The organism is Ochrovirga pacifica, assembly GCF_000220525.1.
GTDB classification, from domain to species: domain Bacteria; phylum Bacteroidota; class Bacteroidia; order Flavobacteriales; family Flavobacteriaceae; genus Ochrovirga; species Ochrovirga pacifica.
Window position 1 is genome coordinate 18,286 of record NZ_AFPK01000049.1, and the last position, 14,878, is coordinate 33,163.

General features: G+C 32.9%; 16 protein-coding genes and 1 other RNA gene. 9 read left to right on the top strand and 8 right to left on the bottom strand.

Annotated elements, in window-relative coordinates:
* Position 1 precedes the first annotated feature (1 nt).
* Positions 2-1,783, bottom strand: a complete 1,782-nt coding sequence (locus FS85_RS0110590) for a hypothetical protein (protein WP_237706959.1) — start codon at positions 1,781-1,783, stop codon at positions 2-4.
* Between the two features lie 150 nt (positions 1,784-1,933).
* Here FS85_RS0110590 and FS85_RS0110595 point away from each other — a divergent pair, with 150 nt between their 5' ends.
* Together FS85_RS0110595 and FS85_RS0110600 are read left to right on the top strand one after the other, a co-directional pair.
* Complete coding sequence (locus FS85_RS0110595; protein WP_010136249.1) at positions 1,934-2,449, top strand: YkgJ family cysteine cluster protein; 516 nt, start codon at positions 1,934-1,936, stop codon at positions 2,447-2,449.
* 7 nt (positions 2,450-2,456) lie between these two features.
* On the top strand, positions 2,457-2,792 hold the full coding sequence (locus FS85_RS0110600) for a hypothetical protein (RefSeq protein ID WP_010136250.1): 336 nt from the start codon (positions 2,457-2,459) through the stop codon (positions 2,790-2,792).
* Here FS85_RS0110600 and FS85_RS0110605 read toward each other — a convergent pair.
* Together FS85_RS0110605 and FS85_RS0110610 are read right to left on the bottom strand one after the other, a co-directional pair.
* Positions 2,789-2,998 carry a hypothetical protein gene (locus FS85_RS0110605; RefSeq protein WP_010136252.1) on the bottom strand — a complete coding sequence of 70 codons (210 nt, stop codon included), beginning with the start codon at positions 2,996-2,998 and terminating at the stop codon, positions 2,789-2,791. The two genes, FS85_RS0110600 and FS85_RS0110605, sit on opposite strands and share 4 nt — an antisense overlap.
* Before the next feature lie 146 nt (positions 2,999-3,144).
* On the bottom strand, positions 3,145-4,341 hold the full coding sequence (locus FS85_RS0110610; RefSeq protein WP_010136253.1) for an exo-beta-N-acetylmuramidase NamZ family protein: 1,197 nt from the start codon (positions 4,339-4,341) through the stop codon (positions 3,145-3,147).
* Between the two features lie 6 nt (positions 4,342-4,347).
* On the opposite strand from FS85_RS0110610, the gene FS85_RS0110615 reads away from it, so the two are divergent.
* Positions 4,348-5,583: an ABC transporter permease gene (locus FS85_RS0110615; protein ID WP_010136254.1), complete on the top strand. Its 1,236-nt coding sequence runs from the start codon at positions 4,348-4,350 to the stop codon at positions 5,581-5,583.
* A 111-nt stretch (positions 5,584-5,694) separates the two neighbouring features.
* On the opposite strand, the gene lipA is transcribed toward FS85_RS0110615, so the two are convergent.
* From lipA to FS85_RS0110630, 3 genes are all read right to left on the bottom strand, one after another.
* Positions 5,695-6,609, bottom strand: a complete 915-nt coding sequence (gene lipA / locus FS85_RS0110620) for a lipoyl synthase (protein WP_010136255.1) — start codon at positions 6,607-6,609, stop codon at positions 5,695-5,697.
* Positions 6,610-6,725: 116 nt separating this feature from the next.
* Positions 6,726-7,295 carry an RNA polymerase sigma factor gene (locus FS85_RS0110625; RefSeq protein WP_010136256.1) on the bottom strand — a complete coding sequence of 190 codons (570 nt, stop codon included), beginning with the start codon at positions 7,293-7,295 and terminating at the stop codon, positions 6,726-6,728.
* A 63-nt stretch (positions 7,296-7,358) separates the two neighbouring features.
* On the bottom strand, positions 7,359-7,547 hold the full coding sequence (locus FS85_RS0110630) for a hypothetical protein (RefSeq protein WP_010136257.1): 189 nt from the start codon (positions 7,545-7,547) through the stop codon (positions 7,359-7,361).
* A 140-nt stretch (positions 7,548-7,687) separates the two neighbouring features.
* Between FS85_RS0110630 and FS85_RS0110635 the strand changes: the two genes are divergently transcribed.
* Positions 7,688-8,005, top strand: coding sequence for a YbjQ family protein (locus tag FS85_RS0110635; RefSeq protein WP_010136258.1), 318 nt, complete (start codon positions 7,688-7,690; stop codon positions 8,003-8,005).
* Positions 8,002-8,127: a hypothetical protein gene (locus FS85_RS16945; protein WP_262496229.1), complete on the top strand. Its 126-nt coding sequence runs from the start codon at positions 8,002-8,004 to the stop codon at positions 8,125-8,127. Before FS85_RS0110635 ends, FS85_RS16945 begins: the two co-directional genes overlap by 4 nt.
* 9 nt (positions 8,128-8,136) lie before the next feature.
* Here FS85_RS16945 and FS85_RS0110645 read toward each other — a convergent pair whose 3' ends face one another.
* Both FS85_RS0110645 and FS85_RS0110650 read right to left on the bottom strand, forming a co-directional pair.
* Positions 8,137-10,542 (bottom strand): TonB-dependent receptor, encoded by a 2,406-nt coding sequence (locus tag FS85_RS0110645; RefSeq protein WP_237706960.1) that lies wholly within the window; start codon positions 10,540-10,542, stop codon positions 8,137-8,139.
* Between the two features lie 73 nt (positions 10,543-10,615).
* Positions 10,616-12,304, bottom strand: a complete 1,689-nt coding sequence (locus tag FS85_RS0110650) for a M23 family metallopeptidase (RefSeq protein WP_010136260.1) — start codon at positions 12,302-12,304, stop codon at positions 10,616-10,618.
* A gap of 166 nt (positions 12,305-12,470) precedes the next feature.
* On the opposite strand from FS85_RS0110650, the gene FS85_RS0110655 reads away from it, so the two are divergent.
* The 4 genes from FS85_RS0110655 (at position 12,471) to rny (ending at position 14,846) form a co-directional block, all read left to right on the top strand.
* Positions 12,471-12,761: a hypothetical protein gene (locus tag FS85_RS0110655; protein ID WP_010136261.1), complete on the top strand. Its 291-nt coding sequence runs from the start codon at positions 12,471-12,473 to the stop codon at positions 12,759-12,761.
* Between the two features lie 13 nt (positions 12,762-12,774).
* Complete coding sequence (locus tag FS85_RS0110660) at positions 12,775-13,071, top strand: cell division protein ZapA (RefSeq protein WP_010136263.1); 297 nt, start codon at positions 12,775-12,777, stop codon at positions 13,069-13,071.
* Positions 13,072-13,123: 52 nt separating this feature from the next.
* A non-coding RNA gene (gene ssrS / locus FS85_RS16405) (6S RNA) lies at positions 13,124-13,232 on the top strand.
* Positions 13,233-13,283: 51 nt separating this feature from the next.
* A complete protein-coding gene (gene rny, locus FS85_RS0110665) occupies positions 13,284-14,846 on the top strand; it encodes a ribonuclease Y (RefSeq protein WP_010136264.1) in 1,563 nt (520 codons plus the stop codon).
* The last annotated feature ends 32 nt before the right edge of the window (positions 14,847-14,878 follow it).

Consider the following 14,878-nt stretch of genomic DNA (forward strand, 5'->3'; position numbering starts at 1 on the left):
ATTAGTTATGATTTTGAGTAATATTAGATGTGATGATTGGTAGTTGCTTTTTTTTCTGCTTTAATTTGTTTTGTAAGTCTACAGGAAAAATAAGGTAAAAGTCTTGCTGAAATAAGTACTGGTAATAATGAAACCCCTTAGTTAAATTTTCTGTAAAACGATACAAACGTTTTTGTTTAGATTGATTAGGGTTTTCTGAGTAATCAACTAATAACTCTTCTAAATATTCTAAATAAAGTGTAAACTCTTTTACAAACACATGGGGTCTCCTTTTGTGAATAAGTTGTTTTTTGCCATAAATATGTGCAATCATGTCTGCCAGACTTACCGTTTTATCAAAATAAGCTAGGTTAGGTCCAGGGCATATAGAAACTCCATCCGATTTGGGTTGTTCTAACAAGCCGTATTTAAGCAAAATAGAATTTCCTAAACCAGAACAAATACAGGCTTTTTCTGTAATGCTGCTAATATGTTGTTTCTTTTGTCTATCAGACAATTCTTGATTTAGTTTTACCTGCTGTATTTTTTTATATTGATATTCTCTAGAAGCCAAACACAATCCTTCTTTTTTAAACTCATAATCCAGAGCTACAAATTTGTTTTTACAAGCACTTCCAGGTCTATTTTTTAGTATGTTTATTTCTTTTTCAACATCTTTGGTGTTTCCTCTTAAATTGTTAAAGCGTACACCCAAAGGAGAAATATGACTAAGATAAATGTCTTTAGTATCAGCTTGTTCTAGTTGTTTTAGTGTTGTAGAATCTACACTAGTTGCTTCAGGAACCAATAGAAAAGGAGATCCCCATCCAACAGAGTCTAATTGGTAGCGTTCTATTAAAAACTGATGTTCTTCTGCCGTTCCTACACCTCCCTGAACAGATAGTTTAAGTGAAGGTTTACAAACCAATTTGTCTTTACCTTGTTTTCTAAGAGCTTCGGAAAATAATTGAAAATTGGTATTGTAAAGTTCTTTTTTGTGTTGAAAAAAATCTTCTAAAACTGGGCCTAATAGCACACCATCAGTTGCAAAAGCATGTCCACCACAATTTAGGCCAGATTCTACTCTATATTCAGATACCCAAAGTCCTTTTTGAGCTAAAAATTTTCCTTGAATTAAAGCAGATCTATAATCACTTACTTTTAAAATAATTTTCTTTTTGATGTGTCCGTTTGCATCAGGAAAAAAATCACTAAAGGTGCTTAAGTAAGTATACAGTTTAGGGTTCATTCCTGCAGAAAAAACAACTGAGGAGCTTAGATCCGAATTGGCATATCCTCTAAGGGCTGTAAGGGCATCATTATACTTTACAGGCAGTGCACCTTGTTTGTTGTAGTTTACCTTATCTAGCTTGGTCATTATATTTACATCGATAGCCCCAGGAATTACGTGTTTAGCTAATAGTTTTTTTACGGTTTCTAACTCGTTACATTGTGCTATTTTTTGCTTTAAGGCAGAAGAACTAGGTAAATGATTGATGTAATTAGTTAACAGTGAATCGCTAAGTGATTTGATGTTTTTTAATGCAATTACTTGTTGGTCTACGATGTATTTAACGGTGTCTAAATAAGCTGTTATGCGTTCGCATCTTCCATCTATAGTGTTTTGGGTTATTTCTTTATAGTCAATTTTGTAGAGTTCACTGTAGTATTTTCGTAATTTTTCTAATAGCAAATCATCTACCAAAGAAACAACAGAGTTTATTCCGTATAGAGCTACTTTTATTGGGGAGTCTGCTGTGTAACCTGTTCCCATTACTGGAATATGAAAATTGTGCCTTGTCATAAATATCATAATTATTAAAAACAAAAGTATTAGATAGGTTTTATGGTAAAAATGATAATTATCACAACCAGTTTGTTTTACAAAAAAAGCCTGTACTTTAGGTGTGTTTACTTGGTATTTTAAGTTTATTTTTGTCCTATGAAAAATCAAATGCAAGAACTGATAGATTCTTTGGCAAAAAAAACAGCTGAAGTAAAAAAGGAAAACATCGCATATTTTAAAAGACTTAAAAAAAGAGTTCCTAAGAATTTAGATTATGTAATGCAAGAAATTCACGACAATGAATTTCAAAAAACAGACTGTCTTACTTGTGCCAATTGTTGTAAAACAACAAGTCCTATGTTTTTTCCAAAAGACATTCAACGAATTTCTAAATTTCTAAGGATGAAAGAACATCAGTTTATGGATGCTTATCTAGAAATGGACGAAGATGATTGTTATGTATTAAAGTCGGCACCTTGTACTTTTCTGGATCTAGAGGATAATACTTGTACTATTTACGATGTAAGACCTAAAGCTTGTTCAGAATACCCTCATACTAACAGAAAAAAGTTTATACAGCTAACAGATTTGGCAATGAAGAATTCCGAAATCTGTCCGGCTACCTATAATATTATAGAGACACTAAAAACCCAACTTCCTCTGGTAGGAAAAACAAAGAAATAATATATAAATGTTGCTAAAAAAAACAAAATTCTTTGGAATATGTTATGCAGACGAAATGGAAGAAATGCAGTTTTTTGCTAGAGAGTTTTGTGCAAACGTACAGGGAAATCAATTAGTTTTTTCTTTTGTTTTGATGAAAGGATTGGATAAGGAATTGGTAGAAAAAAACTTAGCCACATGTACTTTTTTTGAAATAGAAGATTTGTTTATTCAGAAAAAAATAACAGCTTTGCTAAAAGAAGCTTATCAAATTAAAAAAATAAGTCTTGTTGTAAATCATCAAACCTTTTATTTAAAACAACTAAAATTGAAACTTAAAGGTTTTGTTATGCGAACTATTTAGTAACTTAAACTAGGGAGTCTTTGTAGTTTGTTTTGTATAATAACATTAGCTCTATACTGGTTGCTTTTGCAAACCTGTACTTTAACATTTCCCTGTTCTTTATTAAGTATTACAGAAATAGAGGTAACACGTTGTATCTCGTTTTTTATATACAAGGCATCTAGTATATTGTCGCAATAATGTATGGTGATTAGGGTAGTATCCATATACAAATTTTTTCTTCTGTCTTTTTTATCTATACATGTTGTGGCAAAAAGATAAAGCACAAATATAGGAAATAGGTGTTCAATTTATTTTCCTTAATTAATTTTATTTATTGATGCTCGTCAATTAAATAGCCTGAGGTTTGTGTCTAGTTATAAAGGAGATATCTTTTTCGTAGCTCTTTAAATTGATTTATATCACTAGTCCAACTTTCTTCTATTTGTTGAATGCTATGGTTGTTTTTTAGTTGGTATTCTAGCAATGTATCTCCTGCATGTATTGTAAAAGTAGTGCCAAAAAAAGCTTTTTTATCGGGGAATTTTTCAAAAGCATCTTTTAACCATTTTAGATTTACTTTTGATTGCCTTGCTACTGATTGTAAGTTTACACCGTAACACAATTTATTTTGATCTTTAGGGTGCTTACTTCCTTCATTTGATTTAGGAACGTAATGATAGTTACTTTCTGGAAATTTAGCGCTTCCGTATTGTTGAAATTGCAAATGTGTGCCTCTGCCAGCATTGATGGGAGTACCTTCAAAAAAACCTAAGCTAGGATATAAGTTAATAGCTTGATCGTTTGGTAAGTTTGGAGAGGGCTTAATTTTTAAAGAATAACTATTTTGGTGTTGGTAATTAGCAAGTGGAATAACAGTTAGTGTGCATTGAATACCATTTTTTAACCACTTTTCTCCATTAATCATTTGTGCATATTCACCAATAGTCATTCCGTAAACCAAGGGTACAGGATGTTTACCAACAAAAGAACTATAGGCAGGTTTTAATGTAGGTCCATCAATATAGTGACCATTTGGGTTGGGGCGATCCAAAACAATTAAAGGAATTTGATATTCTGCACAAGCTTCCATAACATAATGTAAAGTAGAAATGTAGGTGTAAAACCGTACACCAACATCTTGTATGTCAAACAACAGATAATCCAAACCGTTTAAGTCCTTTGGTTGTGGTTTTTTGTGTTTGCCGTACAAAGAAATAATAGGCAGTCCGGTTTTTACATCTTTACTATTATTAATTTTTTCAGACGCATCTGCCTTTCCTCTAAAACCATGCTCTGGAGAAAAGACTTTTGAAATAGCAACTCCAAGATTTAAAAGAGAATCTACCAAATGGATATGTCCATTGATTTTGTAAATAACAGAGGTTTGATTTGCTACAATTCCCACTTTTTTGTTTTGGATGATTGGCAAGTACAATTCAGTTCTATTGGCTGCCTCTATAATACTGTTTTTTGAAGTTTTATTTTGTGCTTTACAAGAGGATAAAATTAGAATTAGGAAAAATACAGAGATTAAAAATGTATTTTTGAACTTCAATTTAAAGATCATACGCGGTTGAATTACGAATTATTTATAGCCAATAGATTAACCAAATCAAAAGAATATAAAAGTAGTGTTTCATCACCAATAATAAAAATAGCAATAGGAGCTATTTCTATAGGAATGGTAATGATGTTAATTTCGCTTGCTACTGGTTTGGGTTTGCAACAAAAAATCCGTGAAAAAGTTGCAGGTTTTAACGGGCATCTTGTTATTAGTAATTTTGACAATAACCAATCTAAAACCAGCCAAGTACCAATTTCTATAGAGCAAGAATTTTATCCCGATTTTAAACAAGTTAAGGGTGTAAAACACGTTCAGGTTTTTGCCACAAGACCAGGAGTAATCCGTACGGAATCAGATTTTGAAGGGGTGTTGTTAAAAGGAGTTGGTAAAGATTACGATTGGAGTTTTTTTAAAGAGTATTTAGTGTCTGGAAATTTGCCTTCCTTTCAAACTAAAATATCTAAAGAAGTCCTTCTGTCGCAAACTATTGCTAACAGAATGCAGTTAAAAGTAGGAGATCAATTTGATACTTTTTTTGTAAAAGAAAACTCTAATAACTTGCCTAGTAGAAGAGTCTTTCAAGTGGTGGGAATTTTTAATACAGGTTTCGAAGAATTTGACCAGAATTTAATGCTGGGAGATCTAAACCAAATACGAAGTCTAAACAAATGGGAAGCAAATCAAGTAGGAGGTTTTGAGGTTTTTGTAAAAGATTTTGATGCTTTATCAGCCATAGCTTTAGAAGTTTACCAATCTATTGATGCGACATTAGACAGTAGGAGTTTGTTTGAACAGTTTCCACAAATTTTTGAATGGCTTAAGCTTTTTGATGGCAATATTGCTGTTATTATTGTAATTATGATAGTTGTGGCAGGAATTAATATGATTACTGCTTTGTTGGTTTTAATTTTAGAAAGAACCCAGTTAATTGGAGTGTTAAAAACACTTGGAGCAACCAGTTGGAGTGTCCGAAAAATTTTTTTATACAATGCAGCTTATATTGTTGGCCGAGGTTTGTTTTTGGGAAATTTAATAGGTTTGTTGTTGTTGTTTCTACAGTACAAGTTTCATTTAATTACCCTAGATCCAAAAAGCTATTATGTACATGTAGCTCCTGTGGCTATTACAATTTGGCAAGTAGCATTTTTAAATCTAGGAACTTTATTGTTGTGTATATGTATGATGTTAATTCCGTCAATTATCATCACTAAAATTAGTCCAGCAAAATCTGTAAAATTTGCATAAAAAAACCTTCAGTAGTATGTACTGAAGGTTTCTAAACTAACTTAAACTAAACTATATGAAATCTAAAACTATTTCATAATATTAGTAATCAATTTCTGTGCCAAAAATAGTTTAGTTAACGTGCTTTTTTGCGTGGTAAGAAGAACGTACCAAGGCAGAACTTTCTACATGTTTAAAACCTAGTTCTTTAGCATATATTTCATATTCTTTAAATAAATCAGGAGTGATGTATTCTTTAACAGGTAAATGCTTTTTACTAGGCTGCAAGTACTGTCCTAATGTAACCACATCTACATTGGCATTGGCCAAATCTCTTAAGCTTTCAAAAACTTCTTCTTTGGTTTCTCCTAAGCCTAGCATAATTCCAGATTTGGTCCTTCTTTGTCCTTGTGCTTTAATATATCTTAAGACCTCCAAACTACGATCGTATTGTGCTTGTATACGAACTTCACGGGTAAGTCGTCTTACGGTTTCTAGATTGTGAGAAATTACTTCAGGAGCAGCTTTTATCAAACGGTCTATATTGGTTGTGTTTCCTTGAAAATCTGGAATTAACGTTTCCATTGTCGTATTGGGGTTTGCTCTTCGTACAGCTGCAATAGTTTCTGCCCATATAATAGAACCTCCATCTTTTAAATCGTCTCTATCTACTGAAGTTAAAACGGCATGTTCTATTTTCATAATCTTAATTGAACGTGCTACTTTTTCAGGTTCGTCCCATTCAACAGTTTCAGGTTTTCCTGTTTTTACACCACAAAAACCACAAGATCGGGTACAAATGTTCCCTAAAATCATAAAGGTGGCTGTTCCATCTCCCCAGCACTCTCCCATATTAGGACAACTACCACTGGTACAAATTGTGTTTAGTTTGTACTTATCTACCAAGCCACGTAGTTCTGTGTATTTTTTTCCTACAGGTAATTTTACACGTAACCAGTCTGGTTTTTTGGTTCCTACAGGCAGTGTTCCTGGATTGTTTTTTTTTGAAGGTAATACAGACTTAAAAGTTGTTGTTTCCGTACTCATGTGCATTTGTCTTAGACGTACAAAGATACAAAATCTGACACTGCTTGTAAAAAGGTACTGGGTATTTTAACAAGAGTTCACAGAATTTAAATCTCTGTGTAAATTCCTTAAAATAGTTAATCTTCGTGTTGGTATTGAACAATGATTTCGGCCAATAATTTTTTGGCTCTTAGTAATTTTACTTTTACGTTATTTAACGGTTCGCCCAACACTTCTGCAATTTCTTGATAAGACAATTCTTGAAAATATCGCAAATTAATGACTTTTTGATATTTGGGTTTTAACCGTTTGATGTTTTTCTTTAATTGTGCTAAATTTTGCTCAATTATAATTTTGTCTTCAGGGGTTGGGTTTTGATCACAGAGATAAAAAACACTTTTATTTTCTTGTTCTATAGAAACGGTTTGATTTTTTTGTTTTCTAAGTTCATCTACCCACAGGTTTTTTGCAATAGAAAATAACCAGTTTTTAAAGTCGTATTGCTCATCAAAAGTATCTATTTTATCAAAAGCTTTAGAGAACGTAACAATGGTCAAATCTTCGGCATCAATATTATCGTCATTTATTTTAGACAGCAGAAAGCGATACACATCAGCCCAGTATAGGTTTAACAAACATCGGTAGGCAGTTTGATCTCCTTTTTGTGCGGCTTTTATTTGTTGTGTAGGTTGTTGCAATTGGGTCAAAATAAATTGCGTTTTATGATGGTTGTAATCCCTTAACGTTTTTTGAGTGTAAAAAGTATATCATTACTTGTTTTCGCAATCTTCAGGCATTTTTCCGCAAAAGCTGCATGGCTCATCATTGTTTCCTCCCACTAGTGGATTTTGACTAGCACAGGTTCCTGAAAATTTTCCGTCTTTTTTTCCCCAGATTTTAATGGCAATTCCGGCAAAGGCTAAGGCTAATAATGCAAAAGATATAATAAAAAGTTTCATAAAGTAAATTTGTACAAAGGTATCATTTTTTTGGACGTAAAACAGTTCGTTTACTTACATGTAATTGCACTATAAATTGAAAAACAAAGAAAGATTAAAATTGAAAAAAATCACTAAATTCAAATCAAAAAAGAAACTCGATGATTATTACTACCACAGAGCAGATTCCTAACCAAGAAATTGAAACAATTTTAGGAATTGCAAGAGGAAGCACTGTACGTGCAAAAAGTGTAGCTAGCGATTTTGTTGCAGGTCTAAAAAATATAGTAGGAGGAGAACTGAATGAATATACCAAATTGCAAGGTCATTCTAGAGAGCAAGCTTTGCAAAGAATGATAGACGATGGAAAAAAGTTAGGAGCTGATGCTATTGTAAATGTAAGATTAACAACATCAACAATTACCCAAGGGGCCTCAGAAATATTGGCCTATGGAACTGCTGTAAAACTAAAAGGATGATTGTAGGTGTAATTGTGTTGTATGTTTTTGGAGTTTTACTGACTCTGGGGGTTTTGGTACATTTGATAATTCAGAGAATTAAAACCAAAGGCAAAGAAAATTTTGAGCACAGAGATAATTAAAAGTTTTGCTTAAAACTCCATTCCTAACTTAAAGTTTAAAATTCGTCCTGTTAAGGTATTGGGAACACTGTTGTAGCGTTGGTTATCTACATCGTAAATCCAAGTGTTAGTGGTTGTGTTGCTAATGTCAAAAACATTAAAGAGTTCTATGCCTAGGTCTAAAGCTTTAAAATGACTAAAAAGACCTTGGTTGTACTGCTTATTACGATCTACCAAAATGTACGAAAAACCAATGTCTGCCCTGCGGTATGGGCGTAATCTTGTCTGAAAATTGTATCGATCTACCATGGCATTTTTTTGTGCGCTAGCGTTGATAGGAGAACCGCCAGGTAGTGAGGCGTTTACTACCAAATTTAAGTATACTTTAAAGTTAGGATTGCTAGGAACATAATCTTGAAATAACATGGCAAATTTAAATCTTTGGTCTGTAGGTCTAGCAATATACCCTCTGTTGTTGGTGTTTTCTTCTGTTTTTAGAAAACCTAAACTAATCCAACTTTCTTTTCCTGGTACAAATTCACCGCTTAACCTTAAATCTAGTCCAGCTGCATAGGCTTGTGTTAAGTTGTTGGCATCGTATCGTATTCTTACATTATCTAGCGTATAAGCATTTGCATGGTTCAGTTGCTTGTAGTACACTTCAGAGATCATTTTAAATGGTCGTTTCCACAAGTCAAAACTATATTCGTTAGAAAATACAAAATGAATGGCTTCTTGTGCATTTACTTGTAAATTTAAATCACCAGTAGGAGTTCTTAGTTCTTTATAAGAAGGAGGCTGATGATAAAATCCTGTAGCCAATCTAAAAACCATGTCTGTGTGCTGCCAATCTGGTTTAAGGGAAATTCTAAATCTTGGGCTTAGGGTATTTTTTACTTTGGATGAAATGGACTGCACAGCATCCTTTACCCACCAAAATTGAGAACGAATTCCTAAATGATGCCAAAGTGTATGGTTGCCAACAAACCATTTTTTGTTCCATTGTGCGTATCCAGACAAGCGATAAATATCTGCGTTGTTGTTGCTTTTTAAACTATAAAAAGGAATAATAGGAGCTGTAAATGGTGTTTGTGGTTGGTTGTTTTCAATTCCATTATTTGGATTTCTAAGACTAATACCATTATCATCAACCATGGTCCATTCATTCATTCTATCACGAATGTTTTCTTTTTGAAATTTAATTCCAACTTCTAATTTGTGTTGGTTAATTTGATGCTTGGCAGTAAACTTGATGTTTTCAATCAGAACATCCAAATCATTTCTAGCATGATCTAGCTGGCTACCAACACCTGAAACGTACAAGGTATTTCCTGATACAGGGTCTACTTCGGCAATGCTATAGGCTCCGTAAATGTCGTAGTATTCTTGTTCTTGAGTATTGTATACCGAAGTTGTTATCTGAAAAGAAGTGTTTTTATGGGGTTTGTATTGATAACTCAACGCTGCAAAAAATGTATGGAAATCATCTTGTTCATTCCCTTGGTAAAACACGGTCAGTTCCCTTGGCTGAATCAATCCTCCGAAACGAGTAACTCTTGAAATAGGTTTAAAATTGTAATTATTTAGTGCAATATTCCCTAAAAAATCAATATTATGTTTGGGGTTTATTTGGTAAGATAGATAGGTTTGTACATCTGCAAATACAGGTCTAAAGTTAGTTTCGGTATCTTTAGAGTTTACCAGTAATTGGTTGTTTCTATAACGAGCACCAATTAATGTACTTAGTTTGTTTTTGGCCAATAGGTTTTCGTAGGTATAACTAGCACCTAGCAAACTTGCGTTAAGTATAGAATTTTCTTCTTTTGGTTTTTTATAGTGAATGTTTAATACCGAAGATAAACGGTCTCCGTATTGAGCTTCAAATCCTCCTGCCGAAAAATTGATGTTTTCGGTCATGTCTATATTCAAAAAACTCAGTCCTTCTTGCTGTCCAGAACGGATTAAAAAAGGGCGATAAACTTCAATTCCGTTTACATAAACTAAGTTTTCATCAAAATTACCTCCACGAACGCTGTACTGAGTACTTAGTTCATTGCTGTTGTTTACACCTGGCTGAGTCATTAACAAGTTTTCGATACCTGCGTTGGCTCCAGGTATTTTTTTAAACTTTTCAGCATCTATTTTCACCAAACCTTTCTGTGCCGATTGAAAGCTTTTTAAGGTCACGGCTTCCATTTCTTCGGTTTGTACTTTCAACGAAGGAGAAAAGTTGATTGTTCTGTTTTTTCGTCCTTTGAATGTTCTAAACACGGAACCGTATCCTAAATAAGAAAACTTAACGACCACTTTTACATTTGCAGGAATTTCAATTTCATAAGTACCATCCTCTAAACTTATCGTACTTTTTTTAGCATAAGAAATATGAACCCCAACTAAGGGGGTTTTATCTTTGGTGGTTACTTTTCCTTTTAGCAAGCCATTTTGAGAAAACAAAAAAACACTGTGCAATAGGCAAAAAAATAAAATGTAATTTTTCAAAAGGAGGGAATTATTTGATAAAGTTAATTTGTAACGTTTTGGTGTTTCCTAACAAGTCTTCGATTTTTAGCTGAAATATATGCTTTTTATTTGTGGTTTCTAAATCGTTTAAATCAAAAAATAATTCATTTTTTTTAGGTTCGTATTCCATTAAAATCCAACGATTATCTACTGTAGTATAGTAACTTTTAATTCCCGTTTCATCGTCCTTTATTTTAACACTAATATGCTTGTGATTTGCCAAGTTTTGATTCTCGTAAAAGTTTAGCTGATAAATTTTAGGGGCAATACTATCATAAGCAATGGTAAAATCGCCCAAAGTTTTTGTTTTTGTAATCAGTTGGTTCCCTTTTTTGTAACTAGACAGGTAATAGGGTGTTCCAGATGAATTGATACTTGCCAAATAAGCATATTTTTTTTGAGTTTTAGGTACAGAATCCATTGCATAAGAAATGGTGTAACTATGGTTAAAAGGCAAGGTAGGTTTGTGCACACGAAAACCGTTGTTACTTACCTTAAAATCTATATAAGTACTATGAAACAAAGCATGTTTAGGAAATGTAATTTCTACATTTTTTTCTTTAAAAATAGTTGTAGTTTGATGATTGATAAAATAAGGCGTTTGTTTTTCATCTTTAAAAACAGGAACAATTTCCGGATCTCCAATTACAGGTATTTTAATGGTTGTTGTATTGTTGGCAACATCTTTAATAGCTATTTTTAAATTGTATTTTTGCAAAGGTTTAACAGTTAAAAAGCCTTTGTTAATAGCTGTTTTGTAAATAGAAAGCTTATTGGCAGGATCTACATACGTTTTTTGATATTTGCGTTTTTTTTCTGCATAATAAGGGTAATCTATCAATAAATTAATGTATTTACTTTCGCTAAAAGAAAATGTCTCTAAACGATGATGGTATATTAGCGAATCGTTGACGTAAGTAGCAATGCTATACACTCCATTTTTATTAAAAGCTCCGTTTAGAAGATCGTAAGTTCTTACCGAAATTCCTATTTTACCCACTGCTTTTACTGATTTGGCAACATAAGTATTGTTGTTAATTTTATGAAGTGGAATTTCTTGAGAAACGGAAAGCTTATTTACCCCAGAAGTTGCTCCTATAGGATGCATTCGTATTCCCAAAACTTTTGGATGTCTAGTGTCTGGTACATCGTATCCAAAAAGTAGCGGATTAATAATGTGCTCAGTTTTGCTATCACGAATTTCAAAATGCAAATGCGGACCACCAGAACCTCCTGTATTTCCAGAAAAGGCAATTACTTCATTTGTAGCAATTGGCAATTCGTTTTTAAGGGGAAAAACTTGTATTTCAAATTTTTTATCCTGATACTGCCTTTTTTTAATATAAGCCTCTATACGATCGTTAAATTTTTTTAGATGTCCATACACTGTGGTATATCCGTTGGGATGGGTAATGTAAAGCGCTTTGCCATAGCCACTGGTAGAAACTTTAATTCTAGAAACAAAACCTTCTTTGGCAGCATGTACTTCTTTTCCTTCTACTCCCTGAGTTTTAATATCAATTCCCGCATGGAAATGATTGGTTCTTAATTCTCCAAAAGTTCCTGCAAGAACCATAGGGATATTTAAGGGATTTCTAAATTCATTTTGAGGATATTTGTGTTGCGCATGTGCTAAAAAAACGTTGTAGAAAAGTAGGGTAATGATTATTTTTTTCAAGGAAATTTAATTTTTAGACTTACAAAAATAGACATTCTATAGAGAAAATATCTATAAATAGCTGATAAACAAAAGCAATCAATATTTTTAGAATTATAGCCTTAAAAAATTGGAATTAAAAATAACAATGCTATTTTTGTAAGTATTGTTTTAGCGATTGATAACTATGGGGAGTCAGCAAAAATTGATAGCCGAATTAGAGGCCAATATTGAAAAACTTCTGGAACGTTATGAGTTTTTGAGTAAAGAGAATGAAATTTTGTCCAATCGCAATTTTTTGTTGCAACAAGAAAACAAAGCTCAAAGAGATGAGATTTTGTTTTATAAAGAACAACTTCAAACGTTAAAAATAGCTAAAACATTAGAAGGCAGTGAAGGATATAAGAAGGATACGAAAGAAAAGATTGATTTTTTAATAGCAGAAATAGAATATTGTATTAAAGAATTAAGTACATAAAGTTATTTTTTTTATGACTGATACGTATAAAATAAATGTTGTTATAGGTGGAAGAAACTATCCAATTTCTGTAAAATCTGAGGAAGAAGAGCAGGGGGTGAGAAAAGCAGCAAACAACATAAATAAGTTGATATCAGATTACGAAAGTAATTATGCTGTTAACGATAAACAAGACGTATTGGCCATGTGTGCATTGCAATTTGCCTCTATTATAGAAGTAAATGATGTCATCAAAAAAGAAGAAAATAACGCTGTGAATGTTAAATTATCAAAAATAAATAGTAAATTACAATCGTATTTAGATAAATAAAGTTCTTTACATAGAAATAAAAACACTGCCTACATAGGTTTTCGTTTGATAAACTCAACACTATAACTTTAAAAAGGATGAGTCTTTTGTGCAAAAGCAAGCTGTCTTAGAACAGATCCTTGACCACATAGTTAGTCCTAAGAAATGTCTAATTGGAGTTTATAAAACTAACCTCTGTAGGTTTTTTTATATATCAAATTTTATTAACTATAATGACAAACACAACCTTTATACTGATTGCAGTTGCAGCATTGCTTTTGGGGTACGGACTAGCCAAGTTGCTAGAGAAATTAAGAGCTTCCAAAATTCTTTCAGATGCTGAAAAAGAATCAAACTCCATTATTAAAGAAGCAAAAATAACTGCGGATGCCTTAAAAAAAGATAAAATTCTTCAGGCAAAAGAAAAGTTTATAGAACTAAAAGCAGAACACGAAAAAGTAATTTTAGCCAGAGACAAAAAGATTTCTGATGCAGAAAAAAGAGTTAAAGACAAAGAAAGTCAGCTAAATAAAGAGTTTGAAAAAGAGAAAAAACTCATCAAATCTTTAGAGTCTAAAGAAGCTGATTACGGACACCGTATTGAAATTCTTGAGAAAAAAGAGTCAGAATTAGACAAAATGCACAAAAGACAAGTAGAAATTTTAGAATCTATCTCTGGTTTGTCAGCTGATGATGCTAAAGTACAGTTGATTGATTCTTTAAAAGCTGAAGCCAAAACAGATGCCATGTCTTTTATTAGAGACACCATAGAAGAGGCAAAACTAACTGCTGAACAAGATGCTAGAAAAGTAATATTAAACACAATACAAAGAGTAGGAGTAGAGCAATCTATAGAAAACTGTGTGTCTGTTTTTAATATAGAGTCTGATGACGTAAAAGGGCGAATTATTGGTAGAGAAGGTAGAAATATTAGAGCTTTAGAAGCAGCTACAGGAGTAGAGATTATTGTAGACGATACTCCAGAGGCAATTATTCTTTCTTGTTTTGATCCTGTACGTAGAGAAATTGCAAGATTGTCTTTGCATAAATTGGTTACTGATGGACGTATTCACCCAGCTAGAATTGAAGAAATTGTAGAGAAAACAGAACGTCAAATCAACCAAGAAATTATTGAGGTAGGTAAGCGTACCGTAATCGATTTAGGAATACATGGTTTACACCCAGAGTTGATTAAAACCGTAGGGCGTATGAAATTCCGTTCTTCTTACGGACAAAACCTATTACAGCACTCTAGAGAAGTTGCAAACTTGTGTGGTATTATGGCTGCAGAACTTGGTTTAAATGCGAAAGCAGCAAAAAGAGCAGGGTTGCTACATGATATTGGAAAAGTTCCAGATGCAGAAAGTGAATTACCACACGCTATTTTAGGAATGCAATGGGCTGAAAAATTTGGTGAAAAACCAGATGTTTGCAACGCAATTGGTGCCCACCACGATGAAATTGAAATGAAAAGTATGATTGCTCCGATTGTGCAAGTTTGTGATGCAATTTCTGGAGCAAGACCTGGAGCAAGACGTCAGGTGTTAGATTCGTACATTCAACGATTAAAAGATTTAGAAGATCTTGCTTTTGGATTTAAGGGTGTACAAAAGGCCTATGCCATTCAAGCAGGTAGAGAGCTTAGAGTTTTGGTAGAAAGCGAAAAAGTTTCAGACGAACAAGCAGCTGACTTATCGTTTAACATTTCCCAAAAAATTCAGACAGAGATGACTTATCCAGGGCAGGTGAAAATTACAGTAATTAGAGAAACGAGAGCTGTAAATGTAGCGAAATAAGTACCTAAAATTCACGAATTAAAATCCGCTTT

Bases quoted from the DNA above. Each gene is read 5' to 3' on its own strand.
- FS85_RS0110590 (WP_237706959.1), bottom strand. From the start codon at position 1,783: ATGACAAGGCACAATTTTCATATTCCAGTAATGGGAACAGGTTACACA.
- FS85_RS0110595 (WP_010136249.1), top strand. From the start codon at position 1,934: ATGCAAGAACTGATAGATTCTTTGGCAAAAAAAACAGCTGAAGTAAAA.
- FS85_RS0110600 (WP_010136250.1), top strand. From the start codon at position 2,457: ATGTTGCTAAAAAAAACAAAATTCTTTGGAATATGTTATGCAGACGAA.
- FS85_RS0110605 (WP_010136252.1), bottom strand. From the start codon at position 2,998: ATGGATACTACCCTAATCACCATACATTATTGCGACAATATACTAGAT.
- FS85_RS0110610 (WP_010136253.1), bottom strand. From the start codon at position 4,341: ATGATCTTTAAATTGAAGTTCAAAAATACATTTTTAATCTCTGTATTT.
- lipA (WP_010136255.1), bottom strand. From the start codon at position 6,609: ATGAGTACGGAAACAACAACTTTTAAGTCTGTATTACCTTCAAAAAAA.
- FS85_RS0110630 (WP_010136257.1), bottom strand. From the start codon at position 7,547: ATGAAACTTTTTATTATATCTTTTGCATTATTAGCCTTAGCCTTTGCC.
- FS85_RS0110635 (WP_010136258.1), top strand. From the start codon at position 7,688: ATGATTATTACTACCACAGAGCAGATTCCTAACCAAGAAATTGAAACA.
- FS85_RS16945 (WP_262496229.1), top strand. From the start codon at position 8,002: ATGATTGTAGGTGTAATTGTGTTGTATGTTTTTGGAGTTTTACTGACT.
- FS85_RS0110655 (WP_010136261.1), top strand. From the start codon at position 12,471: ATGGGGAGTCAGCAAAAATTGATAGCCGAATTAGAGGCCAATATTGAA.
- FS85_RS0110660 (WP_010136263.1), top strand. From the start codon at position 12,775: ATGACTGATACGTATAAAATAAATGTTGTTATAGGTGGAAGAAACTAT.
- rny (WP_010136264.1), top strand. From the start codon at position 13,284: ATGACAAACACAACCTTTATACTGATTGCAGTTGCAGCATTGCTTTTG.